The 25,387-nt window shown below is 62.6% G+C and carries 21 protein-coding genes and 1 pseudogene; 10 read left to right on the top strand and 12 right to left on the bottom strand.

The annotated features are described in order from the left end of the window. Positions 1 to 4: 4 nt before the first annotated feature. From KGB07_RS16110 to KGB07_RS16075, 8 genes are all read right to left on the bottom strand, one after another. Complete coding sequence (locus KGB07_RS16110; protein WP_046043068.1) at positions 5 to 1,171, bottom strand: acyl-CoA dehydrogenase family protein; 1,167 nt, start codon at positions 1,169 to 1,171, stop codon at positions 5 to 7. Between the two features lie 10 nt (positions 1,172 to 1,181). Beyond that, the gene (locus KGB07_RS16105; protein WP_223465915.1) at positions 1,182 to 1,937 is read right to left on the bottom strand and encodes an enoyl-CoA hydratase family protein; all 756 of its coding nucleotides are present in this window, start codon (positions 1,935 to 1,937) and stop codon (positions 1,182 to 1,184) included. Positions 1,938 to 1,966: 29 nt separating this feature from the next. After that, positions 1,967 to 3,034 (bottom strand): NAD(P)H-dependent flavin oxidoreductase, encoded by a 1,068-nt coding sequence (locus KGB07_RS16100; protein WP_223465914.1) that lies wholly within the window; start codon positions 3,032 to 3,034, stop codon positions 1,967 to 1,969. 2 nt (positions 3,035 to 3,036) lie between these two features. Next, positions 3,037 to 3,909 carry an enoyl-CoA hydratase gene (locus KGB07_RS16095; protein ID WP_223465913.1) on the bottom strand — a complete coding sequence of 291 codons (873 nt, stop codon included), beginning with the start codon at positions 3,907 to 3,909 and terminating at the stop codon, positions 3,037 to 3,039. A 23-nt stretch (positions 3,910 to 3,932) separates the two neighbouring features. After that, positions 3,933 to 4,721 (bottom strand): CoA-transferase subunit beta, encoded by a 789-nt coding sequence (locus tag KGB07_RS16090; protein WP_223465912.1) that lies wholly within the window; start codon positions 4,719 to 4,721, stop codon positions 3,933 to 3,935. 11 nt (positions 4,722 to 4,732) lie between these two features. After that, entirely contained in the window at positions 4,733 to 5,614 is an 882-nt protein-coding gene (locus KGB07_RS16085; protein WP_102672752.1) for a CoA transferase subunit A, read from the bottom strand. An 11-nt stretch (positions 5,615 to 5,625) separates the two neighbouring features. Then, a complete protein-coding gene (locus KGB07_RS16080; RefSeq protein WP_046043078.1) occupies positions 5,626 to 6,516 on the bottom strand; it encodes a VOC family protein in 891 nt (296 codons plus the stop codon). Between the two features lie 272 nt (positions 6,517 to 6,788). Beyond that, positions 6,789 to 7,148 (bottom strand): DUF6124 family protein, encoded by a 360-nt coding sequence (locus tag KGB07_RS16075; protein WP_046043080.1) that lies wholly within the window; start codon positions 7,146 to 7,148, stop codon positions 6,789 to 6,791. Between the two features lie 580 nt (positions 7,149 to 7,728). On the opposite strand from KGB07_RS16075, the pseudogene KGB07_RS16070 reads away from it, so the two are divergent. Next, positions 7,729 to 7,839 (top strand): annotated as a pseudogene (locus tag KGB07_RS16070) (outer membrane lipoprotein carrier protein LolA); the annotation flags it as partial. Positions 7,840 to 7,847: 8 nt separating this feature from the next. Here the strand turns inward: KGB07_RS16070 and KGB07_RS16065 are convergent. Then, positions 7,848 to 8,969, bottom strand: coding sequence for an LLM class flavin-dependent oxidoreductase (locus tag KGB07_RS16065; protein ID WP_046043082.1), 1,122 nt, complete (start codon positions 8,967 to 8,969; stop codon positions 7,848 to 7,850). Between the two features lie 124 nt (positions 8,970 to 9,093). After that, on the bottom strand, positions 9,094 to 10,278 hold the full coding sequence (locus KGB07_RS16060; RefSeq protein WP_046043084.1) for a flavin-dependent monooxygenase: 1,185 nt from the start codon (positions 10,276 to 10,278) through the stop codon (positions 9,094 to 9,096). A gap of 1,194 nt (positions 10,279 to 11,472) precedes the next feature. On the opposite strand from KGB07_RS16060, the gene KGB07_RS16055 reads away from it, so the two are divergent. From KGB07_RS16055 to KGB07_RS16030, 6 genes are all read left to right on the top strand, one after another. Next, positions 11,473 to 11,988, top strand: coding sequence for a flavin reductase family protein (locus KGB07_RS16055; RefSeq protein ID WP_046042741.1), 516 nt, complete (start codon positions 11,473 to 11,475; stop codon positions 11,986 to 11,988). A gap of 9 nt (positions 11,989 to 11,997) precedes the next feature. Beyond that, entirely contained in the window at positions 11,998 to 13,677 is a 1,680-nt protein-coding gene (locus KGB07_RS16050) for an FAD-binding protein (RefSeq protein WP_223465911.1), read from the top strand. Next, positions 13,665 to 14,420, top strand: a complete 756-nt coding sequence (locus KGB07_RS16045; RefSeq protein WP_223465903.1) for a glucose 1-dehydrogenase — start codon at positions 13,665 to 13,667, stop codon at positions 14,418 to 14,420. The genes KGB07_RS16050 and KGB07_RS16045 overlap by 13 nt, the downstream gene beginning before the upstream one ends. A 13-nt stretch (positions 14,421 to 14,433) precedes the next feature. Next, on the top strand, positions 14,434 to 15,516 hold the full coding sequence (locus KGB07_RS16040) for a ferredoxin--NADP reductase (protein WP_223465901.1): 1,083 nt from the start codon (positions 14,434 to 14,436) through the stop codon (positions 15,514 to 15,516). 269 nt (positions 15,517 to 15,785) lie between these two features. Then, entirely contained in the window at positions 15,786 to 16,532 is a 747-nt protein-coding gene (locus KGB07_RS16035; protein ID WP_046042745.1) for an SDR family NAD(P)-dependent oxidoreductase, read from the top strand. Positions 16,533 to 16,604: 72 nt separating this feature from the next. Beyond that, the gene (locus KGB07_RS16030) at positions 16,605 to 18,185 is read left to right on the top strand and encodes a FadD3 family acyl-CoA ligase (RefSeq protein ID WP_046042746.1); all 1,581 of its coding nucleotides are present in this window, start codon (positions 16,605 to 16,607) and stop codon (positions 18,183 to 18,185) included. Positions 18,186 to 18,434: 249 nt separating this feature from the next. On the opposite strand, the gene KGB07_RS16025 is transcribed toward KGB07_RS16030, so the two are convergent. Together KGB07_RS16025 and KGB07_RS16020 are read right to left on the bottom strand one after the other, a co-directional pair. Next, the gene (locus tag KGB07_RS16025) at positions 18,435 to 19,313 is read right to left on the bottom strand and encodes an SDR family NAD(P)-dependent oxidoreductase (protein WP_223465899.1); all 879 of its coding nucleotides are present in this window, start codon (positions 19,311 to 19,313) and stop codon (positions 18,435 to 18,437) included. Further along, positions 19,310 to 21,052: an FAD-binding protein gene (locus KGB07_RS16020; protein WP_046042748.1), complete on the bottom strand. Its 1,743-nt coding sequence runs from the start codon at positions 21,050 to 21,052 to the stop codon at positions 19,310 to 19,312. The genes KGB07_RS16025 and KGB07_RS16020 overlap by 4 nt, the downstream gene beginning before the upstream one ends. A gap of 266 nt (positions 21,053 to 21,318) precedes the next feature. Here KGB07_RS16020 and KGB07_RS16015 point away from each other — a divergent pair, with 266 nt between their 5' ends. The 3 genes from KGB07_RS16015 to surE all read left to right on the top strand — a co-directional run bounded on the left by KGB07_RS16015 (position 21,319) and on the right by surE (position 25,355). Further along, positions 21,319 to 22,896, top strand: a complete 1,578-nt coding sequence (locus KGB07_RS16015) for a DUF1302 domain-containing protein (protein ID WP_046042749.1) — start codon at positions 21,319 to 21,321, stop codon at positions 22,894 to 22,896. 23 nt (positions 22,897 to 22,919) lie between these two features. Then, complete coding sequence (locus tag KGB07_RS16010; protein WP_223465896.1) at positions 22,920 to 24,299, top strand: DUF1329 domain-containing protein; 1,380 nt, start codon at positions 22,920 to 22,922, stop codon at positions 24,297 to 24,299. Between the two features lie 78 nt (positions 24,300 to 24,377). Next, positions 24,378 to 25,355 (top strand): 5'/3'-nucleotidase SurE, encoded by a 978-nt coding sequence (surE, locus tag KGB07_RS16005; RefSeq protein WP_223465895.1) that lies wholly within the window; start codon positions 24,378 to 24,380, stop codon positions 25,353 to 25,355. Positions 25,356 to 25,387 lie beyond the last annotated feature (32 nt).

Here is a 25,387-nt window from a genome sequence, read left to right as displayed (position 1 = left end):
TTCCTCAGGCACGCGGCATGCCGAGCATGCGTTCGGCAATGATGTTGCGCTGGATCTCGTTGGTGCCGGCGTAGATCGGCCCGGCCTGGGCAAACAGGAAACCTTCCAGCCAATGGCCGACGTCACCGGCCGCCGGGGCATCGGGCAGCAGTTCGCCACGCAAGCCGAGAATGCTCATGGCGGTGTCGTGCATGCGCTGGTCAAGTTCGGACCAGAAGATCTTGTTGGTCGACGACTCCGGCCCGATCTTGCCGCCCTGCACAAGTTGCGAAGCAGTCATGTAGGTGCTCAGGGTGTAGGCCTCGGCATCCAGCCAGGCGCGCATCACGGCCTCACCAATGGCCGGATCGCGGTCGGCGTGCTCACGATTGGCCAGGTACAGCTGCACCAGGCGCTTGGCGGTTTCCTGGAAGCGCGCCGGTGAACGCAGCAACAAGCCGCGCTCGAAACCGGCGGTGGACATCGCCACATGCCAGCCCATGCCTTCGCCACCGAGGGCGTTCTCCACCGGCACCTTGACGTCGTCGAAGAAGATCTCGGCGAAACCCGGCAAACCGTTGAGCTGCGGAATCGGCCGCACGGTGATGCCAGGCGTGTCCAGCGGCAGCAGGATGAAGGTCAGGCCGTGATGTCGCTGGGACTGCGAGTCGGTACGGAAAATACCGAACGCCCAATCCGCCCACACCGCACGGGTCGACCAGGTTTTCTGGCCGTTGATCACGTAGTGGTCACCCACCCGTTCAGCCTTGGAACGGATCGCCGCCATGTCGGAACCGGCACCCGGCTCGGACCAGGCCTGGGCCCAGATGTCTTCGCCTGTGGCCATGCGCGGCAGGAATCGCGCTTTCTGCTCTGCGCTGCCGTACTCCATCAGGGTCGGGCCGAGCAGGAAGATACCGTTCTGGTTGACCCGTGCCGGTGCCCCGGAACGGTAGTATTCCTCTTCGAAAATCAGCCACTCGATCAGGTCGCAGCCGCGCCCGCCGAGTTCGGTCGGCCAGGTGACCATGCCCCAACGGCCTTCATTGAGCTTGGCTTCCCAGGCCCGGTGCTGGGCAAAGCCAGACTCGGTGTCGAACGATTGCAGCGGTTCACTCGGTACATTGGCCGCCAGCCAGGTCCGCGCCTCGGCGCGAAAGGCCTGCTGGGCCGGGGTATAAGTCAGGTCCATGGATATGCCTTCAGCCGTTGAATCGGGCATCGCGTTTCTCGACGAACGAGTCGCGTGCTTCCTGAGAGTCCAGTGAGCGATAGGCTTCGAGGGTGAAGCCTTGCTCCCAGCGGTATTTGTCTTCCAGATTGCCGTCTTCGATGCCGCTCAGCGCTTCCTTGGCCAGGCTGATCATGCCGGGGCTCTTGGCGGCGATGGTGCGGGCGATCTGCAACGCGGCTTCGCGCAAGTCTTCGCGCTTGACCACCCGCTCCACCGCGCCCAGGCGGTAGGCTTCTGCGGCGTCGATGGCCTCGCCGGTGAAGTACATGTGGCGGACTTTCTGCACCGGGAACAGGCGCTGCAAATGCGCACCGCCGCCCATGGCCCCGCGATCCACTTCCGGCACGCCGAAGGTGGCGCACTCGGACGCGACGATGATGTCGGCGGCGCCGCAGATACCGATGCCGCCGCCCAGCACGAAGCCGTGCACGGCCACGATCACCGGTTTCGGGTTGCGGTGGATGGCCTTGAAGCTGTCGTAGTTGCCCTTGTTCACCGCGACGATCAGGTTGCCGTCGGCGGCCAGTTCCTTGATATCGACCCCGGCGCAGAAGCCGCGGCCTTCGGCACGGATCACGATCACCCGCACATCGCTGTTGCGACCCAGGCCCTCGATCTCGCTGGCGATATCGGCCCAGCCCTGGCAATTGAAGGCGTTGACCGGTGGTCGGTTGAAGACCAGTTCGGCAATGCCGTTATCGATACTGACGCTAAATGGTTTCATGGTTTCCTTCCTTCACAATGCATGGCCCCTTACGACACACGGCGGCACAGCTCGCCCAGGCGCGCTTCGGCGTCGCGGACGATCTGTTCAATCAATTGGGCGCAGCTGGGCAAGCTGTCGATGGATGCGGCGATCTGCCCGGCGGGCAACACGCCCGCGGCCGGTTGCCCGTCGACCATGGCTTTCTGGATCACCATCGGCGCGTTGGCGGCCATGATGCTTTGCGCGGCGGTCAACTCTCCACTGCCGCGCATCTTCAGCGCGCTGGTGAACAACTGGGTCAGGCTCATGCCGGTGTGGCGGCGGTAGGCCAGGCCACTCTGCAAGGCCAGCAACAGGCGCTTGAGGCCGCCGCTGTTTTCCAGCTGATTGAGCAATTCGTTGCGGATCATCCGTTGCGGCATGCCGTCGATGGCGCGGCTGATGATGATCGCCGCCGGGTCCTTGACCGCCAGGTAACGGGCCAGTGTTTCCTGCGGCACCGGGCTGTCGGCGCACATCAGGAACCGCGTGCCCATGGCGATGCCTTCAGCACCGTAGGCCAAGGCCGAAACCAGGCCCTTGCCGTCCTTGAAACCACCGGCCGCCACCACGGGCACCGACACGGCATTGACCACTTGATCAAGCAGCATCGAGGTCGGTACGGAACCGGTATGTCCCCCGCCCTCGCCGCCCTGTACGGTCACCGCATCGGCGCCCATTTCCACGGCTTTCTGCGCATGCTTGAGCGCGCCCACTGTGGGAATGCACACCACGCCGGCATCCTTCAGGCGGCTGATCATTTGCTTGCCCGGCGAACGGCTGTAGCTGACCGCCCGGACTTTATGGCGCAACACCAGCTCGACGATCTCGCTGGCATTGGCTTGGTACATATGGAAATTCACCCCAAACGGCTGATCGGTCAGGCGCCGGGTTTCGATAATCGCCGCTTCCATCTGCTGCGGTTCGATGGTCGCCCCGGCGAGAAAACCGAAACCACCGGCATTGCCCGTGGCGGCCACCAGTTTCGGGTCGGTGACCCAGCCCATCGCGGTCTGGATGATCGGGTAGCGGCAACCGAGCAGTTCAGTCAAACGGGTATTCAACGAGATCGCCATGCTCACGCCTCGCCCGTTTTGCGCTGGGAACTGGCCATGGCCTTGGCGTCGTAACCGCCGAGGCGGTCGCCGGACACCAGTTCATTGTGGGCATGGGCGAAGTGATGCAGGCCGAACACCATGTCCATGGTCGCGCGCTTGCCCATCAAATCTTCGGCGTTGTTCACCGCTTGCTTGCTCAGCTGCAGGCCCAGGCGCGGCATCTGCGCGATGCGCCCGGCGATGTCGAGGGTTTGTTGCTCCAGCTCGTCGCGAGCAACCACCCGATTGAGCATGCCCATCTGATAGGCACGCGGTGCCGGCATGCGCTCGCCGAGGAACAGGAACTCCTTGGCGATGCGTGGGTTCAGTTCATGCACGTGGGCGAAATACTCCACCCCCGGAATGCCCATGCGCACCACCGGATCGGCAAAGTAAGCATCCTCGCTGGCGACGATCAGGTCGCAGACCCAGGCCAGCATCAAGCCACCGGCAATGCACGCGCCCTGGACCATCGCGATGGTCGGCTTGGGCATCTCGCGCCAGCGACGGCACATGCCCAGATAGACTTCCTGCTCCCGGGCATAGAGAAACTCGCCACCCGGTTTGTTCACATGGTCGTACCACAGGCTGGCGCGGTCGAAGCTCTTGTCGACGTCGCGGCCGGGCGTGCCGATGTCATGCCCGGCGGAGAAATGCTTGCCGGCGCCACGCAGCACAATGACCTTCACTTCATCGTCATCGCAGGCCCGGCGAAACGCCGCGTCCAGCGCATAGGTCATCTGCGAGTTCTGCGCGTTGTGGAACTCGGGGCGGTTCATGGTGACCAGGGCCACCGCGCCACGCACCTCGTACAGCACCACCTCGGCCTGATTGTTATCGTTATGTTCAGCCATCACTTTTCTCCGCAACGCGTTGCTCAGCGTTGGCCTGGCGGGTTGTCTTTGAGTTGCAGGGCGCGCAGGTTGTGCGGGTCCAGACGCTGAATCAGCTGCAACTGCTCGGCCGTCGGTGCTGCCGTGGTCGGGCAATCGTCCGGCACGTGCAGCTCGAAGCCGGTGTTGTCCTGGACTTGCGCCGCCGTCACGCCGGGGTGCAGCGAACGGATGCGCATCTGCCGCTGCGGGCCCTGGAAGTCCAGGATGCAGAGGTCGGTGATGATCAGGCGGATGTCAATGTCGTCCAGCGACCAGCCCCGCGCCAGGCGAGCCGGGTTGTAGCCGACCGAGGCGACCATATCGACCTCGCCTTCGACGAACACTCGGCGGTTATGGCTCGGCACGCAAAACGAGTTGGCGTGGCTGATCGAGTTGCCGGGGAAACCGCGTACGCCAAGCATCTGCGCCTTGGGTTTGGCGTAGTCGCCGATGCAGGAAATGTTCGCCTGACCGTAACGGTCGATCTGGGTCGGGCCGACCAGGGCATGACGCTTGCCACCCCAGACGTTGTCGAAAATCCGCGAGAAACCCATCCAGCTGTCACGCTTGGGTTCATAGCCTTTGCGCGCGCCCAACGGCACCGGTTCGGCAACCATGTAGGCTTCGGAGTCGGTCATCAGCAGTTGCGGGTTGCTGGTCAACATGGCCAGCGATGCCGCCAGACGCGGGATCACGCCGATGCCGGAGGCCAGAACCTCGCCGTCTTCGCGCCAGGCTTCGGAGGCCGCGCAGATCATCAACTCGGCGAGGCTGTAATCAGTAGTGCTCATCGAAAGGCTCCTTAGAAAATCGGCAACGGCAGTTCACGGATCGCAGCCAGGCCGCCGACCTTTTCCAGATACTGTTCGTGGGTGCAGTCGACATAGTCGCGGACATAGCCCTGCCAGCCGTCGGCCACCTGGACCGTGGCGTTGTAGGCCTTGAAATGCGCGACGTCGAAACCGTACAGCGGCGCGCACGAAGACGGATGCGCCCCGCCCGGTACGTGGGCCACGGCGGTGGTCAGGTTGCGCTCCCAGAACACTTGATGGGCGTGGGCGCTGTCCTGATGGAAATACTCGCTGTCGACCAACTCATCGCAGGTCACGTAGCTGTGGGTCGCGGCCCGCACGAACAGGTCGTCCATGTAGTGATCCGGACCGCTGATCTGGCACACACCGCGTTTGTCGGCGCGGTCGACGTGGACCAGCGCCGCGTCGAGCTTGAGCGCCGGCATGGCCACCCAGTCCTTGCCATCGGCATAGGGCGAGGCAATCAACTTGATCTGGCGGTTGTGGCGTAGCACATCGGTGCCCAGACCCACGGCGGTCGGAATGAACGGCACATTCATCGCCGCCGCCCGCAGACCGAGCAGCAGCATACCTTCGTCGATTTCCATCACTTCCAGCGCCGCTTCCTGGCGCGCCTTGCGGAAATACGGCTCCAGCGGAATGAAGTCCAGGGAAACGAAGGCGAACACCAGTTTCTTGATCTTGCCGGCCGCGCAGAGCATGCCGACATCAGCGCCACCGTAGGCGACCACGGTCAGGTCCTTGAGGTCCGAACGCAGAATCTCGCGCACCAGCGCCATCGGCTTGCGGCGCGGGCCCCAGCCACCGATACCGATGGTCATGCCGTCACGCAGTTGGCCGACAATCTCGGCAGTGGTCATTTGCTTGTCCATCGTCTTGTTCCTCATTGGCGACCGACACTGAAGTCGTGGCCCCAGTGGCTGACCACGGTGCTTTCGAACGGCGTGTGGCGGTCCCAGTCGACCACCAGGCCATCGCAGCCGTACTCCAGGTCAAACCCGGACGGGGTCTTGATATAGAAAGAAATCATCTGGTCGTTGGTGTGCTGGCCGAGGGTGGCCGACAGCTTCACGCCGTTGGCGTGAACGCGGTCGAGCGCACGGCCGACTTCGTCCAGCGCGTTGACCTCGACCATCATGTGCACGCAACCGTGGGGCATCGGGCACTCGAAAATCGCCAGCGAGTGGTGCCGGCCGTTGTTGCAGTGCAGGAAGTGAATGCGCTTTTGCGGCTCGGCCGGGTCCGGGGTGAAACGGACTTTCATCAGGTCCGACAGGCCGAAACCCATCACCTGTTCGTAGAAATCGCGGCAGCGTTCGAAGGCCGGCGCCGGCAGCACGACGTGGCCCATGCCGAGGTCGTTGGTGACAAAACCTTTGACGCCCACCGGCGAGACGAAACGGGCGAAGTCCTGCAACGGGCCCCAGAACAGTTCGTGGCGATTGCCATCCGGGTCGCTGAAGTGCACCAGTTCCTGGACCTTGCGCAGCTCCGCTTCAGCGGCGGTGCCACGGGTCACTTGCACGTCAGCCTGTTGCAGTTCGCTGACCGCCTGTTCCAGCGCCGCCTTGCCGGCGACTTCCCAGCCGCAGGCACCGAATCCGTTCTCGGCGTGCTTCTGTACCAGGATGCGGTAATGACGCTCGTCCATTTTCAGGTACAGCAGCTCATCGTCGCCGCTGACCATCATGCCCAACACCTGGCTTGCGTAGTGGCGCCATTGCGCCAGGTCGCTGGATAACAGGGTGACGTAACCCAGACCACGGATATCCATGGATGCACTCCTCGTTTTACTCAGGCCGTGCCGCCCTTCGGCTGGTGCCGGGGGAGACTTTATGTAGGGGCTATATGTAGGAGCTATTCAAACGGGTTCGGGGAGGGGCAACATCGTCCAATGGGACTAGCGGAAATGACGGGGTACACGCATTAAAAACTGTAGGAGTGAGCCTGCTCGCGATGAGGGCCTTACAGTCAACATTGATATTGAATGTAAGACCGCTATCGCGAGCAGGCTCACTCCTACAGGGGGGATGTGGTGTTGCGGGTTTATGCAGGCGGGTCGATTTGATCGAGCACGCGGTTCGCGGTGATTTCGGCCAGCATGACGCTATTGGAAATACCCAGCAGGGCATTGCGATCACCGCCCTCCAGATGATCCACCAGTTGATGCACCATCACATCCACCGAGGCCAGGGTCTCGACCAGATAGACCACCAGGGTTTCGGTCGTGGCCTCAGGGTCGACGGTAAACAGTGTGCTGATTGTTCGAGGGGTGGCTTTGATGTCGGCTGTCGAGGGGAAGTGGTAAGCGAGGGCACGCTCGGCGGCCTCGTTGAGTTTTTTTGAATCGGGTTCGTACGGGGATGCTGGATCGGTGTCCGGCGGGTTTGGTGTGACCTTGAACATATCTCAGGTTCCTAATGATGTGCCAACCTCCTGCTGCTAAACGAAGAGGGTGGCAGCTGCACGCAGGTTAGCAGACCGGGGAACCTAAGAAGCCGGCGCGCCCAAGGGCGCCCTGCGTACAGCCACCATCAAAATACAGGCACAAAACCTGACTGATAGAAGCGTCGTACGACTTAGGTTATACCCGAGCTGCTAAACCCGATCACTGATGAGCAGTGATGCGAATCAAGTTACCGAGGGGCCCCAAGGCGCACAAGCCGGCGGATTCTGGCGTACCTGTAGGCAACGACGCAAGGCGTTGTAGCTTTCATCAAGTAACGCTGACAGCCGTTAAACAGGCTCTATTCAAAGGCCAAATCGGTGGCGCGAACTAGCGCAATAACCTGTAGGAGCGAGCCTGCTCGCGATGGTCGTCAACGATAACGCAGAAAACCTGACACCCCGCGGCGTTCTCCGGTTTATCGCGAGCAGGCTCGCTCCTACAAGGGGTAGGCGGTGTTCAATCTTATCTGGCAGGCATAAAAAAACGGGCCTTGGGGACCCGTTGGAAAGGTGGCCTGACGTCCATGCCAGGCCTGAAATGCGATCACCTGTAGGAGCGAGCCTGCTCGCGATGGTCGTCAACGATAACGCTGCAAGCCTGACGCCACGCGGCGCTCTTCGGTTTATCGCGAGCAAGCTCGCTCCTACAGCGGGGCATCACGCCTTGCGAAAATGCGGAATCACTTTCTCGCCAATGTTCTTCAAGGTCTCCAGCTGCGCCCACTGCGGCACGGTGCCCATCTGGCAGATGAACAGGATTTCGTCGGCGCCGGCATCGATCAGGCGCTGCACGTAGCCGATGCAATCCTCGACGGTGCCGTAGGCGTGGTTCGGGTTCATCATCGCCATGGTCGGGTCGGAGAAGTCGACGCTGACTTCTTCGGAGGCGAAGCGCGACTTGATCACGCTTTGGCCGTTGCCGTCGACGAAGGTGTCGTCTTTCCACTTCTCCGGGTCCGGACGCTCACCACCGCCGTACCAGTAGCCCAGGGATTCCATGAAGTAACGCTGACCACGGATACCGATGCGGCGCGCTTCTTCGTTGTCATCCAGCACGATGGCCGGGCACAGCGCGGCAATGTGGCGGTTAGGACGGAAGCCCACTTGCTTCTTCTCATCGCGGTTGTCGTAGGCCGTGTGATACACCTCGACCTTCTTGGCGATTTCTTCCGGGCCACCGAAGCCCAGCACCAGAGCGCCCATGCCACGACCGCCGGCATTCTTCAGCGACTCGGTGTTGGTGCACGCCAGGTACATCGGCGGGTGCGGATCCTGGTAAGGCTTTGGATGGATCGGGCGCTTGGGGATCTGCACGAAGTCGCCGTTGTGCTCGATCTCGTCCTGCACGAACATTTTCGGGATCAGGTACATCATCTCGTCGATCTGCGGCTGCAAGGTCGCCAAGTCGTAGCCGAAGGTGCCGGCTTCCTGCTGGGTGCCGCCTTTGCCCACGCCAAAGTGCACACGGCCCTTGGACAACAGGTCGAGGGTGGCGATGCGCTCGGCGACCTTCACCGGGTGGTTCATCGCCGGCGGCAGGCAGACCACACCGTGGCCGATGCCGATGCGTTCGGTTTTACCGGCAACGAACGCCAGCATGGTTTCCGGCGCGGACATGTGCGAGTAGTTACTCAGCGCGGTGTGTTCCACGCACCAGAAGGTGTCGAAGCCCAGCTTGTCGGCCAGCACAGCTTGTTCGACGGTGTCTTCAAAAATCTTGCGGTCGCCTTCACGGCTGGAATCCACCGTCTGTGCTTCGTAAATCAGGGAAAATTTCATGGTTGATCCTTGTGCTTATTTGGATGCGCAGTCGGCGCCGTAGACCTTCGCCTTACCGTCAATGCTCGTGCATCGACGGGGCGCTCGAATCACGCAAACGGACTAGCCGATTTGTACGCCAGCGTTAGAGGAAAAAGTCGCTGCTGTCCTGACCCATGCTCACGCCACCCAGGTTCCAGGCGTACTTGGCCGGGCTGTTGGCGACGTGGGCGCGACCGGTGTGAATGTCGCGGAACGCACGGTTGATCGGATGGCTGCGGAAGATCGTCGAAGCACCGCTGTTGAACATCAGGTCGCCAACGGCCTTGGCGCACTTGTCGGCCACCAGCGCCGAGTCGTAACGCATCTTCACCCGCTCCGGCATGCTCAACGGCTCGCCTTTTTGCGCACGCTCCAGCATCAGGGCGAAGTTGCGATGCAGCGCGGTCTTGCACTCGTCGACGCAGACCATGGCATTGGCCAGAGCCGCTTGCGCGGCCGGGTCCTGGACCATTTTGCGACCGTCATTGACCCCGACCCGGGCGCGGTTGTGCTCGACAAACTGATCCACCGCGCCTTGCAGGGCACCGATAGCGGACGACGAAACCGCACGCACGAAAATCTGCCCGAATGGCAGGCGGAACAACGGTGCAGTGTTCACCGCGTTACCCGGACTGTTCTGCATGAAACCGTCCAGGGAGCGATGAGTGCGGTACTCTGGAACGAAAGCGTTCTCGACCAGAATGTCGTGGGAACCGGTGGCTTCCAGGCCCATGACGTTCCAGTTGTCGATAATCTGGTAGTCGCTGCGCGGCACCAGGAACGTCCGGTAATCCGGCGCCCCGCCCGCCTCTGCCGGCGGCACCAGCGCACCGAGGAACGCCCAGTCGCAATGCTTGCTGCCGGAAGAAAAGCCCCAGCGGCCGCTCAACTTGAAGCCACCGTCGACCCGCTCGACCTTGCCTACCGGCATATAGGAAGACGAGATCAGCACGCTGGAGTCGCTGCCCCAGACATCCTGGGCCGCGCGGTCATCGAACAGCGCCAGTTGCCAGTTGTGGATCGCCACCACCCCTAGCACCCAGGCCGAGGACATGCAGCCTTCGGCGAGGGTCATCTGTACGTCGAAGAAATCCTTGGGCTCCAGTTCATAGCCTTCCCAACGGGATGGCTGAAGGATGCGGAAGAACCCGGCGTCCTGGAAATCCTTCAGGGTTTCTTCAGGCAACTGGCCTGCTTGCGCGGCATTCAGGGCGCGTTCACGCAGGATCGGCACCAACTCGCGGGCACGTTGGCTCAGACGCTGGCGAATCAGGTCTTGGTTGAGCATTTTTATTGTTCTCCTTTGTTCACCCCATCCGCCGGGGCGCGCGTGCAACGGGGCGGGTGTAGCGCCCCTACACTCGCATTCAAGCAATGCACAACGCAGGGGACATCCCTCAAACGGACCATGTGGGATTGGGGGAACAGGTATCTGGGGGGTGTATCAGAAAGTGATGTGTTGGCTGGCAGGCCGTCTTCGCAGGCAGGCCCACATTGGTCCCCCGGTTTTACTCGGGACTTATGGCCACTGAAGATCCCTGTGGGAGCGAGCTTGCTCGCGATGGCTTTGTGTCAGGCGGCATGGATTTTTGAGGGTGTACATATCCGTTTCTGCGGTAACGGCCGCTTAGGGTTCCGCTCTTACAGCGGGTCACTTGGAAAAGCCCCAAGTAACCAAGGGCTCTTGCCCCTGACATTCGGTGCCTCGCTGTGGCTCGGCATGCCCTCGCTCCGGTCCTGCTCCGTGGGCCCGCCGCCATCGCGAGCAAGCTCGCTCCCACAGGTACTGAGTACATCTGCAAGCAATTGGTTGGCTGGCAGGCCGTCATCGCGAGCAGGCTCGCTCCTACAGTTGAGCTGGGTACATTCGAAAGAAATTGGTCGGCTGACAGGCCGCCATCGCAGGCAAGCCAGCTCCCACAGGGATTGCGGACATCTGCAAATACCAGGTCGGCTGTCAGGCCGCCTTCACGAGCAAGCTCGCTCCCACAGAAGAGCAAAGGCAGAGCAGCCCACACTGCGCCGCTTTTCACCACTCATCAGGCCGAGCGTTAGCTCGCCTGCAGCTCTTGATCTTGATCCACCCGCCCCCTCGGCAGGCTGAGTGGAGGTGTTCATCCGGGGATTGGCGCGCAGCGCCGTTCGACGCAGTCGAACTCATTGCATGTAGGTCGAAGCGAAGCCGACCGGAGGGCAATGCCCCCGGATGAATACCGCAGCGAAGGAACGCCGAGCCTTAGCGAGGGGCCGTACGTAAGGGGCGAGACCTTTTGGTTACTTTTGGGGCGTTTGCCAAAAGTGACCCGCTGTAAGAGCGGAACCGTAAGCCGCCATTACCGCAGAAATGGATATGTACTCAACCCAAACCACCAGCCTGGTCGGCCCAGAGGCCGCCAAGGCCTAGTCCCCTCGGACGATGTGACGACTGGACGTCAGAGCAAGAATCCATCGCACTCCCCAACCAACAAAAAGGCCCAGTGCGATGAACGACGTCAATCTCAAAGCCGACATGCTCCAGGCCATGCGCCGCCTGGCCAAGTCAGTCACCATTATCAGCACCAGCAACGGCTCCGAACGCTTCGCCATGGCCGCCACGGCCGTCGACTCGCTGAGCACCGAGCCGCCATCGCTGCTGATCTGCGTGAACAAGACCGCCTCGCCCCACGCCGCACTGGCAACCGGCGCCGACTTCTGCGTCAACATCCTCGGCGTCGAACAACAAGACCTCGCCAACCTGTGCAGCGGCGCGATCAAGGGCGAAGCACGCTTCGACCGGGGCAACTGGCTGACCAGCCCCGGCGGCATTCCTTACCTGGGTGACGCGCAGTCGGCGATCCTCTGCCGCCAGGACGGCCACTTCAGCTACGGCACCCACACCGTGTTCATCGGGCGCATCCTGCAGATTCACACCACCGACGCCATCACCCCGCTGGTCTACCTCGACGGCAGCTACACCACCACCGCCAAACCCGCACCTTCTCTCGCTGCTGCTGGCTGAGGCCCGAACATGGACAGCCTGAACCGGTTGACGGCGTTGCGAGTGAACAGCGCCGACCAGTTGCCATGGGATGACCGCTGCGATTTGCTGATCATCGGGTTTGGCGGTGCCGGCGCCTGTGCCGCCATCGAAGCCAGCACTCGCGGCCTGTCGGTGCTCGCACTGGATCGCTTCGAAGGCGGCGGCGCCACGGCGCTCAGCGGTGGCGTGGTGTATGCCGGCGGTGGTACGCCGTATCAGCGTCAGGCTGGCTATGAAGACAGCAGCGAAGCCATGTTCAATTACCTGCGTCAGGAAGTCGGCGAAGCCGTCAGCCACGAGACATTGCGCAATTTCTGCGACGACAGCCGCGAGCAACTGGCCTGGCTGGAGCGACAAGGCGCGGCCTTCGAGGCCAGCGTGCCACCGCACAAAACCTCGTACCCGAGTGACCAGTACTACCTCTATTACTCCGGCAACGAAGCCGTGCCGGCCTATGCCGCCAGCGCCAAACCGGCGCCCCGCGGTCATCGCACCAAAGGTCCGGGCATGTCCGGCGCCAGTCTGTTCGCCCCGCTCAAGGCCAGCGCCTTGCGTCATGGCGCACGCCTGCGCAGCCAGTGCGAAGTGCGGCGACTGGTGCTCGACCTCGACGACAAGGTCATTGGCGTCGAAGCCTGGCAGTTGCCGTCGGGTAGCCGCGCTGCCAAACAACATGCGCGTCTGTCACGCTGGGCCGCTGCCATTCATATGTACGCTCCGGCGTTGGCCGATCGCTTGCGCGCCCGTCAGCGCCGCATCGAACAGACCAGCGCCATTCGGCAATTGATTCGCGCCGAACAGGCGGTGTTGCTGAGCAGCGGTGGTTTTATCTTCAATCGCGATCTGGTGCGCCAACACGCGCCGCAGTATCTGGCCGGCCTGCCACTAGGCGCTACCGGGTGCAACGGCAGCGGCATCGCCCTGGGCCAGAGCGTCGGTGGCAGCGTGGCGCGGATGGACAAGGTCAGCGCCTGGCGTTTCATCAATCCGCCACTGGCCTGGGCGCGCGGGCTAATCGTCAATGCCCGCGGACAACGTTATGCCAACGAAGAAATCTACGGCGCAACCCTCGGCCACGCCATGGTCGAAGAACAGGATGGTCGCGCCATTCTGATTCTCAATCGGGCGCTGGTTCGAGAAGCACTCAGTCAGGTCGGTCCCGGCAAGGTGTGGAATTTCCAGCGCCTGCCGGTACTGCTCAATCTGGTATTCAACGCCAAACGCAGCACCAGCCTGGCCGGCTTGGCCAAGCGCTGCAATCTGCCGCCCGAACTGCTGCGCCAGAGTGTCGAACGCTATTCCCGTGCGGCACGGGGTGAGGTCGCCGACGAGTTCGGCAAGTCCGCCGCGATGCTCGCCAACCTCGACCAGGGTCCGTGGTACGCCCTCGACCTGTCTTTCGACAGCAAACTCTTCCCCTGCCCGGTCATCACCCTGGGCGGGCTGAAGGTCTGCGAGGACAGCGGGCGTGTGCTGGACCACGCCGGCCAGCCAATAAACGGTCTCTACAGCGCCGGCCGCAATGCGGTCGGGGTCGCCTCCAACCTGTATGTCTCCGGCCTGTCCCTGGCCGATTGCATTTACTCCGGTCGCCGGGCTGCCGCCCACGTGGCCGACCAATTCGCACTTCAAACCGCACGATCAGGAGAACAACAATGCAACGTGTAGAAGGCAAAGTCTGCATCATCACCGGCGCCGCCAGCGGCATCGGTCGCGAAGACGCCCTGCTGCTGGCCCGTGAAGGTGCCAAAGTGGTACTGACCGACCTCAATGAAGAGGCCGGTCGCCAGGTGGCTGCAGAAATCGGCGCCAACGCGCTGTTCATCCGCCATGACATCGCCAACGAAAGCGACTGGCAACACGTGGTCAAGACCACCGTCGAACACTTCGGCCGTCTCGACGTGCTGGTCAACAACGCCGCGATCCTGGCCTTGGGCAGCATCGAAGACACCACCCTGGAACTGTGGCAGAAAGTGCAGAAGATCAACGGTGACGGCTACTTCCTCGGCTGCAAATACGCCATCCAGGCGATGAAGGAAAGCGGTGGCGGCTCAATCATCAACATGTCGTCGGTGGCCGCGCTGGGCGCGATGCCGATGTTCTGCGCCTACTCGGCGTCCAAAGGCGCAGTGGCGGCGATGACCCGCTCCATTGCCCTGCACTGCAAGCAGCAGGGTTACCGCATCCGCTGCAACAGCGTACACCCCGATGGCGTGAACACGCCGATGACCCAGGCCCTGGCCGGTGGTCAGCCAATCCCGCAGGAAGCGCTGGACCAGGACCCGATGAACCGCATGGCCGCGCCACGGGACATTGCCAACGTGGTGCTGTTCCTCGCCACCGACGAGTCGCGATTCGTCAACGGTGCCGAGATCCGCGTCGACAACGCCCAGCTGATCAGCGGGCTCTGAGGTCGAGGTGAACATGGGCACGCAACAACAGAACCTGACCCCGGCCGAACACACGACAGGAAGCGTCTCATTGCAAGTGTGCGCGGTGATCGACGAGACCGCCGATGCGCGCTCGCTGGTGCTGGACGTACCGCCAACCCTGCGTGAGCGCTTTCGCTACAAACCGGGCCAGTTCCTGAGTTTTCGCGTGCCCTTGGCCGGCAAACTGTTGACCCGCTGCTACTCCATGGCCAGCTCACCCCTCGCGGATGCGCTGCCCAAGGTCACGGTGAAACGGGTCGATGGCGGCCGAGTGTCGAACTGGATGAACGAAGTGCAGGTCGGCGACTGGCTGGAAGTACTGCCACCGGCCGGACTTTTCTGCCTGGACCCGCAGGCGGACACCGAAAAGCCCCTGGTCCTGTTCGGTGGCGGTTCGGGCATCACCCCGGTGTTTTCCATTCTCAAGTCGGTGCTGCACAGCAGTCGGCGGCCGATCAAGTTGATCTACGCCAACCGCGATGAAGCCTCGGTGATTTTCAAGGACGAGCTGTGCCAGTTGATCAAGGCGCATCCTGATCAACTGCACGTGGTGCACGTCCTCGATTCGGTGCAGGGTTTCCTGACGGACCATCAGGTCCGTCATCTGCTGCGCGGATCGGCCGGCGGCGACTACTTCATCTGCGGGCCGGGACCGTTCATGGACACCGTGGAGCGCACCCTGCTGGCACTGGGCGAAGCGGCCGAGCGGATCCATGTCGAACGTTTCGTCTCGCCACCGGACCCCGACAAACTGTTGGCCGAAGAAGCCCACGCCCGCGAGGCAGCGATGGGGTCGCAGTGCGAAGCGATGATCGTCGAGCTCGATGGCGAACAACACGAAATCGCCTGCCAGCCCGGCGACACCCTGCTGCAAAGTTGCAAGGCCGCCGGCCTCGACGTGCCTTCGTCCTGTGAAGAAGGTTTCTGCGGGGCCTGCATGTGCGTGGTCAAGGAAGGAGAGGTTCAGTTGGCGCGCAACGATGTGCTGACGCCCAAGGAACTCGCCGACGGTTGGACGCTGGCCTGCCAGAGCCGACCGACGGGTGCCCGGGTACACCTGAAATTCCCTGACTGATATTCAGGACAAACACTGTACCTGTGGCGAGGGGGCTTGTCGGAATGCCGCACCACCCCGTTCGGCTGCGAAGCAGTCGTCGCTTTAAGATTTTGGGGCCGCTTCGCAGCCCAACGGGGGCAAGCCCCCTCGCCACAGGTCGCTTTTGACTGGCCAACATTGCGTGGCCGGGGCTTTGTCGCCTTAGTCTCAACGGACGATCACTCGGGCCCGGTCTGCGGTTAGACTCGGCCCCAGCATTAGCCCACAACAATAAAAGAGGTGCAGTTATGGCTCGTTTGCAGAATAAGGTCGCGGTGGTCACCGGCGGCGCTTCGGGTATCGGTCTGGCCTGTGTGCGCCGTTTCGCTGCCGAAGGTGCGCAAGTGGTCGGGCTCGACATCGGCAGTGCACCGGCAGACTTTCCCGGCCTGTTCATGACCCTGGACGTGCGCGACGAGGCGCAGGTGCAGCAGGTCATGCAAGAAGTCATCAGCCGCTTCGGGCGCATCGATGTACTGGTCAATGCCGCCGGTGTCGCCGACCAGGGCAGCGTGACCCAGACCACCACCGCCAACTGGCAACGGGTGATGGACATCAACCTGACCGGCAGCATGCTCACCAGCAAATACGCGCTGGAATCGATGGTGTCGCAACGCGGAGGCTCGATCATCAACGTCGGTTCGATCTTCGGCCTGCAAGGCTGCGACGGCAACGTGGCGTACAACGTGTCCAAGGGCGGCATCAATCAGCTGACCCGCTCGATGGCCATCGACTACGGCTACGCTAACGTTCGCGTCAACGGCCTGTGCCCGGGCCTGATCGAAACGCCGATGACCAGCATGGTCCGTGACAATGACGCGTTCCACGCGTTTTTCGCCTCGCAGCACATGCTCAGCCGCTCCGGGCAACCGGAAGAAGTGGCCAACGTCGCGCTGTTCCTGGCCTCGGACGAAGCGTCCTTTGTCAGCGGCCAGATGATCGCCGTGGACGGTGGTTTCTCCGCCGGTCGCCGTTTCGCCCCGCCCGCCCAGTAATTCGCAATCCGGCCGGGCGCCCTGCCCGGCCTACTCCCTTTTTCGTACTTGTCTTCTAACCGGGGAGGCCCCATGCCGCCTGTCGCCACCGCACTGACCATCGCTCAACTGTTCGCCAACGCTGCCCAGGCCTACGGCGACCGCCCGGCCATCGAGGACGCGGGCCACGTCATCAGCTATCGACAACTGGACCAACTGCGTCGCCAGGCTGCCCGCGCACTGCTGGCCCTCGACGTACAGGTCGGGGACCGCGTGGCAATCTGGGCGCCCAACGTGTGGGAATGGATCGTTGCCGCCGGCGCCCTGCAAAGTGTCGGCGCCGCTCTGGTACCGCTCAATACCCGGATGAAGGGCAGCGAGGCCGGCTACATCCTGCGCGAAAGCGGCACCTGCGTACTGTTTGCCATCGGCGAATTCCTCGGCACGGACTACCCCGGCATGCTGGCGTCGGAAGACCTGCCTGAGCTGCGTCACATCGTCAGCGTGCGTGGCGCCAATTCGGGCACCCTGGCCTGGGAACGGTTTATGGACCTGGGCGTCGACGTGCCGCACCTGGCCTTGCGCACCCGCGAACAAAGCGTAACTCCGCAGGCCCTCTCCGACGTGCTGTTCACCTCGGGCACCACCGGCAAGCCCAAAGGCGTGATGACCAGCCACGGCCAGAACCTGCGAATCGTTCGGGACTGGAGCGATATCGTCGGCTTGCGCGAAAGCGATCGCTACCTGATCGTCAATCCGTTCTTCCACTCTTTCGGCTACAAGGCCGGTTGGCTGGCCGCCTTGATGCGTGGCTGCACCCTCCTGCCCCAGCAAGTGTTCGATGTGCAGGCCGTGCTCGAATGCGTGCAACGGGAACGCATCACCGTGTTACCGGGGCCACCCACGTTGTATCAGTCACTGCTGGCCCATCCGCAACGCAGTGACTTCGACCTGAGTTCCCTGCGTGTGGCGGTGACCGGGGCGGCGGCGATCCCGGTGGAGATGATCCACCGCATGCGCGACGAACTCGGCTTCGCCACCATCGTCACCGCGTATGGCCTGACGGAAGTCTGCGGTTTCGCCACGATCTGCCGCGCCGGCGACTCCGCGGAACTGGTCGCCAACACCAGTGGCCGGGCGATGCCGGGGGTAGAAGTACGCTGTGTCGGCAACAACGGCCGCAGCCAGCCAGCGAACATTCCCGGTGAAGTGCAGATTCGTGGCTACAACCTGATGCAGGGTTATCTCAACAACCCCGAAGCCAGCGAGGAGATTCTCGACGCCGATGGCTGGCTGCATACCGGCGACATCGGCATGCTCGACGAACAGGGTTACCTGCGCATCACCGACCGCCTCAAGGACATGTTCATCACTGGCGGCTTCAATGTGTACCCGGCGGAGATCGAACAGTGTCTGCTGACCTATCCGGGTGTGGCCCAGGCAGCGGTGATCGGGATTCCCGATGAGCGCATGGGTGAGGTGGCGATGGCGTTCCTGCTGCCCGCGCCGGGGATGGAAATCGAACAGGCACGGTTCCTCGCCTGGTGCCGTGAGCAGATGGCCAACTACAAGGTTCCGCGCCGGGTGCAGGTGCTGCAGAAGATGCCGATCAATGCAGCGGGGAAAGTGACGAAGAATGTGTTGCGCGAGTGGGCATTGCAGCCCGCCGACTAAACGCAATCCCTGTAGGAGCGAGCCTGCTCGCGATGGTGTGTCAGTCGACATCAATGCAACTGATAGACCATCGCGAGCAGGCTCGCTCCTACAGGGTTCGGGGGTGCACAAAAATTTCCCGCCCGACACAGTTCAACTGTAGGAGTGAGCCTGCTCGCGATAGCGGTAGAACATTCAACATCACTGTTGTCTGATCTGGCCCAATCGCGAGCAAGCTCGCTCCCACAGGTTTTGAGTTTTACCGACGAGTCAGACCACCCGCGCCGGATGCTGCTGGCGCGGGTCGCCGAGCATGGCGCGGTGGGATGGTGGCTGGCGACCTTCGGCTTCGCTGATGCCGTAGCCTGGGGCGATTTCGGCGGTGATCAGGGTCTGCCCGGACAACGCCATCAACTGCGGATCATTGAGCAAGGCATGGATCACCCGCCCGTTGAATTGCGGGGTTTCGGCGTGGGCGAGAAACGCCTGGTACTGCTCGCCATGCTGCTCACCGGCAATCTTCGTGCGTTCGGTCAGTTGCGGGCCAAGCCACAGCGACAACGCCGCCACGCCCTGCCCTTCGAAATCGATCGCCATGTCCGCCGCCAGCTTGTCGACGCCGGCCTTTTGCGCGCCGTACGCCGGGCCATGCATGTAGCAGCCGGCACCGAACGACGAGGTGAAGCAAATCAGCCCCTGGGCACTCTTCAGCAACAGCGGCGCGGCGTAGAAGCTGGCGATGTAGGCCGAGCGCAGACCGACGTCAAGAATGCGCACCAGGTCCAGCGGTTTGGCCCAGAACGGCCCCGGTTCGATCAACTGGTCATGGATGAACGCAGCGTTGTTCACCAGCAGATCCAGATGCCCGCACTCTGCTTCTACTCGGGCAAACAGCGCCTGAACCTGCGCGTCATCGGCGTGATCACAAACCACCGCGATACCACGCCCACCGGCAGCGGTGATCGCGGCGGCGGTGTCCTCCAGCGAGCCGCGCAAGGCATGCCCGTACAAATTCGATCCGCCCTGCGTCGGGGCGCGACCGGTGACATACACCGTCATGCCCGCCGCCCCGAGGGCCAGGGCAATACCCTGCCCGACTCCGCGACTGGCGCCGGTCACTACGGCGAACTGTGGATGCTGGTTGTTCATTCGACACTCCCGAACAAGGTTTTCGCCGAAGCGGTTTCGCTCTGGCGCTTGATGTGATTGGCGGCCAGGTAACCGAAGGTCATGGCCGGGCCGATGGTCGAACCGGCGCCCGGATAGGTGCGGCCCATCATCGAGGCCGCGCTGTTGCCGATGGCGTACAGGCCGTTGATCGGTTCGCCGTCTTCATGCAGCACGCGGGCGTGCACGTCGGTCAGCAGGCCACCCTTGGTGCCGATGTCGCCAGCGTCGATGCGCACGGCGTAGAACGGCCCCTTGAGCAACGGCGCCAGGCACGGATTGGGTTGCACGTTCGGGTCGCCGTAGTAGCGATCGAACAGCGATTCACCCTTGTGGAAATCCTCGTCGACACCCTGCACGGCCATGCCGTTGAAGCGCTGCACGGTGCGCACCAGCCCGTCGGCGTCGACGCCGATTTTCGTCGCCAGTTCTTCCAGGCTCGACGCCTTGTGGAAGTAGTCGCGCAGGTGCTCGGGCAATTGCCAATCGCGCTGGGCATAACCCGGCAGCAAGGCGCCGCAAGGGTATTTGCGGCGGAACTCGGCGTCGAACACCATCCAGCACGGCACGCTCGCGGCGCCTTCGCGGTTGTTGGCGTACATCGCGTAAACGATATCGGTATAGGGCGCGGCCTCGTTGACGAAACGCTCCCCCGCCGCGTTGACCATCACACACCCCGGCAGGGTGCGTTCAACGAACAGCGCGCGCTGTTTTTCTTCGCCCTTGACGTAGGTGGTCGGCGCCCACCAGCTGTGCTCCATCAGCGCGGTCCGCGCGCCAAGGGCCTGGCCGGCGCGGATGCCGTCGCCGGTATTGTTGGGCGGCGTGGCGCTCCAGTTGGCCCGGGACGGCTGCGGCAGGTACTGCTCGCGCATCGCCTGGTTACGCTCGAAACCACCGGCGGCGATGATCACCCCGTAGCGCGCCTTGACGTTGAGCAACTGACCGTTGCGATTGACCCGCGCCCCGCCGACCCGGTCGCCGACCAGCAGCAGCTCTTCGAGCGCACAGTTGAGCCACAGCGACTTGCCGCGATCCTGCAACGAACAGCGCAAGGCACCGATCAAGGCATTGCCCAGGGTCAGGAAACGGTCGCGACGGGACAAGCGCCGCCCCTCGCGATCACGCCAGTAGCGCCACATCACCCGCAAGGTCAGGCGCAACCAGCCGGGGCCACGGCACAGCAGCACCTGCGCCTCTTTCATGGTCATCGCCATGCGCCCCATCATCAGGGTGCCGGGGGACGGAGCGCGCATGCGCAAAAATTCTTCACCGAGTTCAGCGGCATCGAACGGTTGTGGATCCATCGAGCGATAGCCCGGTTTTCCACCCTCGACCTCCGGATAGTAATCGGCGTAGCGCGGTTGCGCTTCGAAGCGCACGCGGGTGTGTTGTTCCAGGTACTCGACCATCTCCCGGCCGTGCTCGACATAGGCTTCGATGCGCCCGTCGTCGATCTCGCCATGGGTCACGGCGCGGATGTAGGCAATCGCTTCGGCCGCAGAATCACTGCCGCCTATCGCATTGATCCGGTGGTTGTTGGGGATCCAGATGCCGCCGCCGGACACTGCCGAGGTGCCGCCGTACTCGCCGCTCTTTTCGATCAACAGCGCATTCAGGCCCAGGTCGTGGGCGCGCAGCGCAGCGGTCATGCCCCCGGCTCCCGAGCCAATCACCAACACATCACAGCACTCGTCCCATTTGATCCCGGCAGCGTTCATGCGATCACCCTTGTTCAGCGCCCATCAGGCAGAAACCGCCACCGCCGGATCTTCGCCCGGTGCAGTCGGTCTCGGGATTGTTCGCCGCGCGCGCCGGGTGTTCATCGTCCGATAAGACTAAGGCCAGGACGGCTGCCGCCCTGTACAAATCGCTTAGTCCGCTTGGACGATGTTGCGCGCAAGTCGTGACTCCATAGTCGCCCACAGCACCAATCACCCCCCTGAAATGCAGGTCGGGCAGGTCTGACCTGGGCCATGAGGACGACATGATAAAAACAATAATCGCCCCACCAACACAGCACCCTCGCACACAGCTTGTTCTATTGATGCTGGCTGGCGGACTTAGCGCTCACGTTAACGCCATGAGCTTTCAGCCAAGCGAAGACTTGAGCATCGACTGGGACACCACACTGACGTACAGCCTCGCCTGGCGGACCGAGTCACGCGATCACAAACTGACCGCCAATGCCAACGGCAACGACGGCGACAACGCGTTCGACAAAGGCAGCCTGATCAACAACCGCAGCGGCTTTCTCACCGAAGCCAACATCAAGTGGCAAGACGACTACGGCGTGTTTGTCCGGGCGACGGGCTTCTACGACAACGTCTACGATCAGGACAACGACAACACCACCGGCACTTCCAACTGCTTCGCCGGCGGCCATTGCAGTCAGCCTGACCGCTTCTCCCAGGACACCATCGACCAGCACCGCAATGAACTGCGCATGCTCGATTACTATGCCTATGGCACCTGGGACGTGGGCGGCCATGCCTTCAACGCGCGCCTGGGTAACCAGGTGGTGAGCTGGGGTGAGAGCCTGTTCTATCCGGGTATTTCCGCGGCCCAGAGCCCGGTGGACGCGACCAAGGCGACCACCCCCGGCGTCGAGGTCAAGGAAATTCTGCTGCCGGTCGGCCAACTGTTCACCCAGTTTGCCCTGACCGAAAGCCTGGGTATCCAGGCCTACTACCAATACAAGTGGGAAAAGACCGAGCTGTTCGGCGTGGGTAGCTACTTCTCCACCACCGACTTCATCGATGAGGGCGGCTTCAACGACGCCTCCGGTTTCGTCACCCGTCTGAAGGACGACAAACCGAGCGACAGCGGCCAGTACGGTGTCGCCTTCACCTACGCCGCCGAGTCGCTGAACAACACCGAGTTCGGCCTCTTCTACTCGCGCTATCACGACAAGACGCCGTCGCTGGATTTCGCGACAAACCTGGGCCGCTACCAGGTGCGCTACTTCGACAACATCGACCTGTTCGGCGCGAGCTTCGCCACCGTGCTGGGCGACGTCAGTTGGGCTGGTGAAGTCAGCTACCGCGACGGCACGCCGGTGATGGTCAACAACGGTTTCTCCAGCCCCGTGCGTGGCAAGACCGTACAAGCGCAGACGTCGATGATCTATGTGCTCGGCCCGACCGCCTTCGCCGACAACACCAGCCTGACTGGCGAGGTGGTCTACAACACCGTGGTCAGCAACGACAAGTCGCAACCGGTGACCCTGGCGCCGGGCTTCGCGCTGCCGGGAACCGACAGCCTGGTCTATGACCGCGATGCCTGGGGCTACACGGTGCAGGCGAACTTTGACTACAACGACGTGTTCAGCGGATGGGACATGTCGGTGCCTGTCACTTTCAGCGCCGCCGCTCACGGCGACAGCTCGATGGTCGGCTCGATCAACGCCGGCCAGAACGATAACCGCGCCAGCATCGGCAGTTCGTGGCGCTACCTGGGCAACTTCACCGTCGAGGCCCGCTACAACGCCTACCTCGGCAATGCCAACAACAGCCCGTTGGCCGACCGCGACAACGTCGCGCTCAACTTCAAGTACCGGTTCTGATTCCCCTGTCGGAGGAGCACAGCATGTCCAGATTCACCCAAACCATATTGAGCACGGCGCTGACCGTCGGCCTGCTCGGCAGTGGCCTGGCCTACGCCAAGGTCAGCCCCGAAGAAGCCAACCGCCTTGGCCAGGACCTGACCCCGATGGGCGCCGAAAAAGCCGGCAACGCCGACGGCAGCATCCCGGCCTGGTCCGGCAAATGGCGCGGTCTGCCACCTGGTCTCAAATACGCCGGTCCCGGCACGCCGTACCCGGATCCGTACGCGGCGGAAAAACCGCTGTTCGTGATTGATTCGAAGAACATGGACAAGTACGCCGACAACCTGACCGATGGCCAGAAAGCGCTGCTCAAGCGTTACCCTGACACCTTCAAGATCCCGGTGTACCCAAGCCATCGCGACTTCCGCCTTGATCAGAAGCTGGAAGACCTGATCAAGAAAAACGCCGTCACTGCCGAACTCGACAATGACAACAACGACACGAAAAACGCCTGGGGTGCCTCGCCGTTCCCGATCCCGAAGAACGGCAGCGAGTTGATGTTCAACCACACCTTGCAGGGGCGTGCCAACACCGAAGAAGCCAACTACGGCCAGGCGGTGATCTACTCCAACAAGGAAAAGGTACTCGAAGAGGTCAACTACAAGATCTTCTCGATCTGGTCGAGCCCGGACAAGACCCTGGAGACCGCTGACGGCGTGCTCACCAACTTCCTGATCACCACCCTGGAACCGGTGCGCAAGAAAGGCGAGATCGTGGTCGGTCACGAATTCATCAACCCGACCGCCTCTCCGCGCCAGGCCTGGCAGTACAGCCCGGGCCAACGCCGGGTACGTCGCGCGCCGACCGTGGGCTATGACTCGCCGACCGGTGCGGGAGGTTTTCGTGTGTACGACGAAGACCGTTTGTTCAACGGTGCGCCAGACCGCTACAACTGGACCATCGTCGGTAAAAAAGAGATCTACATTCCGTACCACAACTACAAGATCGACGACCCGAGCGTGACCTCCGACCAGATCCTGGCCACCACCGGTCACGTCGATCCGCAGTACATGCGCTACGAGAAACACCGCGTCTGGGTGTTGCAGGCCAACCTCAAGGAAGGTGCCCGCCACGTGTACGCCAAGCGCGTGCTGTACCTCGACGAGGACACCTGGTCCGCGACCATGGCCGACAACTACGACAGCCGTGGCCAGTTGTGGCGCACCAACATGCAGACCTCGATCTACGCCTACGAGATACAGCGCTACCACGCTCGCCTCGGGATCTACCACGACCTGATCGCCGGCTCCTACCTGGTTGACCGCATGCTGATCGATCAGAAACCGGCCAAGCTCAATGCCACCGCCTTCACCGAAGACGAATTCACCCCTGGCAACCTGCGCAAACTCGGCACCCGCTAAACTCACCGCGCCCCGACCGAATCATTCGGTCGGGGCGTTGTGCTTTGTAAAATCCGCGCCTCCCACGGAAGACTCCCCATGAACAAATTCCTCACCGGCATCATCGCCATGGCCAGCGTTGGCCTGTCGATGCAAGCCAACGCCCTGAACATCCTGCTGACCAACGACGATGGCTGCCGCGCACCCGGCATCGATGCGATGTACCGCGCCCTGACCACTGCCGGGCACAAGGTCACCCTGGTCGGCCCGTTGAACGACAGCAGCGGCATCAGCGCCGCCAGCGTGGTCGTACCCGGCCAGGCCCTGGCGGTGACCGAACTGGCGCCGGGCCGGTTTTGCGTCGGGCCGCCAGAGGGCTACAGCCCACCTGCCGGCAAGACCTCCGCCATTGGCACGCCTGTGGATGCGGTCAATGTCGGCCTCGATGTGATCCTCAAGGATTCGCCGCCAGACCTGGTGGTGTCCGGCAGCAACTTCGGTGAAAACGTCGGCCCGCTGACGCAGATGTCCGGCACCCTCAACGCCGCCGTGCGCGCCATGTTCAAGGGGATTCCGGCGGTGGCGGTGTCCACGGCCATCGACATGGACCTGATCATCCGCGACCAGCAGGCCGGCTACCGCAAGACCCTCGGCGCCATGGACGACACGGCGCGCTTTGCCGTGAAGGTCATCGAACAGGCGAGCCTGGCCGGTACAGAAGCCAGACAGGCCTGCGCCAGGAACAAACATCAGTGTGATTTGAACGTGCTCGGCCTGCCGGGTGCCAGCGGCCTGAACCTCAACTACCCGCCCCTGAAACCCGATGAAGTCAAAGGCGTGAGCTTTGCGCCTATCGGCAACTGGGACCGCGTGAACTTCACCTCACAGCGCGGCGCCGATGGCGTGGTCCACGTCAACCTGGCCCCGCCGTCGACACCGACCGAAGCCCAGCAAAAGGCCGATGCCTATCAACTGTGGCAAGGCCACGCGGTGATCACCGTGATCGACGGCAACATGACCGCGCCGCAGGCGGTGCAGGATCAGGCGAAGAAGATGTTGCGCGGGATCAAGCCTTAAGCCAACACGGAACCTGTGGAAAATACAAACAT

The organism is Pseudomonas sp. GL-RE-26 (assembly GCF_019956275.1).
Taxonomy (GTDB): Bacteria; Pseudomonadota; Gammaproteobacteria; order Pseudomonadales; family Pseudomonadaceae; genus Aquipseudomonas; species Aquipseudomonas grandcourensis.
The sequence above is the reverse complement of the archived record's forward strand: the minus strand, read 5'-3'. Positions and strand labels throughout refer to the sequence as shown.

Coding starts and splice junctions, on each gene's coding strand:
- KGB07_RS16110 (WP_046043068.1), bottom strand. CDS start 1,171: ATGGACCTGACTTATACCCCGGCCCAGCAGGCCTTTCGCGCCGAGGCG.
- KGB07_RS16105 (WP_223465915.1), bottom strand. CDS start 1,937: ATGAAACCATTTAGCGTCAGTATCGATAACGGCATTGCCGAACTGGTC.
- KGB07_RS16100 (WP_223465914.1), bottom strand. CDS start 3,034: ATGGCGATCTCGTTGAATACCCGTTTGACTGAACTGCTCGGTTGCCGC.
- KGB07_RS16095 (WP_223465913.1), bottom strand. CDS start 3,909: ATGGCTGAACATAACGATAACAATCAGGCCGAGGTGGTGCTGTACGAG.
- KGB07_RS16090 (WP_223465912.1), bottom strand. CDS start 4,721: ATGAGCACTACTGATTACAGCCTCGCCGAGTTGATGATCTGCGCGGCC.
- KGB07_RS16085 (WP_102672752.1), bottom strand. CDS start 5,614: ATGGACAAGCAAATGACCACTGCCGAGATTGTCGGCCAACTGCGTGAC.
- KGB07_RS16080 (WP_046043078.1), bottom strand. CDS start 6,516: ATGGATATCCGTGGTCTGGGTTACGTCACCCTGTTATCCAGCGACCTG.
- KGB07_RS16075 (WP_046043080.1), bottom strand. CDS start 7,148: ATGTTCAAGGTCACACCAAACCCGCCGGACACCGATCCAGCATCCCCG.
- KGB07_RS16065 (WP_046043082.1), bottom strand. CDS start 8,969: ATGAAATTTTCCCTGATTTACGAAGCACAGACGGTGGATTCCAGCCGT.
- KGB07_RS16060 (WP_046043084.1), bottom strand. CDS start 10,278: ATGCTCAACCAAGACCTGATTCGCCAGCGTCTGAGCCAACGTGCCCGC.
- KGB07_RS16055 (WP_046042741.1), top strand. CDS start 11,473: ATGAACGACGTCAATCTCAAAGCCGACATGCTCCAGGCCATGCGCCGC.
- KGB07_RS16050 (WP_223465911.1), top strand. CDS start 11,998: ATGGACAGCCTGAACCGGTTGACGGCGTTGCGAGTGAACAGCGCCGAC.
- KGB07_RS16045 (WP_223465903.1), top strand. CDS start 13,665: ATGCAACGTGTAGAAGGCAAAGTCTGCATCATCACCGGCGCCGCCAGC.
- KGB07_RS16040 (WP_223465901.1), top strand. CDS start 14,434: ATGGGCACGCAACAACAGAACCTGACCCCGGCCGAACACACGACAGGA.
- KGB07_RS16035 (WP_046042745.1), top strand. CDS start 15,786: ATGGCTCGTTTGCAGAATAAGGTCGCGGTGGTCACCGGCGGCGCTTCG.
- KGB07_RS16030 (WP_046042746.1), top strand. CDS start 16,605: ATGCCGCCTGTCGCCACCGCACTGACCATCGCTCAACTGTTCGCCAAC.
- KGB07_RS16025 (WP_223465899.1), bottom strand. CDS start 19,313: ATGAACAACCAGCATCCACAGTTCGCCGTAGTGACCGGCGCCAGTCGC.
- KGB07_RS16020 (WP_046042748.1), bottom strand. CDS start 21,052: ATGAACGCTGCCGGGATCAAATGGGACGAGTGCTGTGATGTGTTGGTG.
- KGB07_RS16015 (WP_046042749.1), top strand. CDS start 21,319: ATGATAAAAACAATAATCGCCCCACCAACACAGCACCCTCGCACACAG.
- KGB07_RS16010 (WP_223465896.1), top strand. CDS start 22,920: ATGTCCAGATTCACCCAAACCATATTGAGCACGGCGCTGACCGTCGGC.
- surE (WP_223465895.1), top strand. CDS start 24,378: ATGAACAAATTCCTCACCGGCATCATCGCCATGGCCAGCGTTGGCCTG.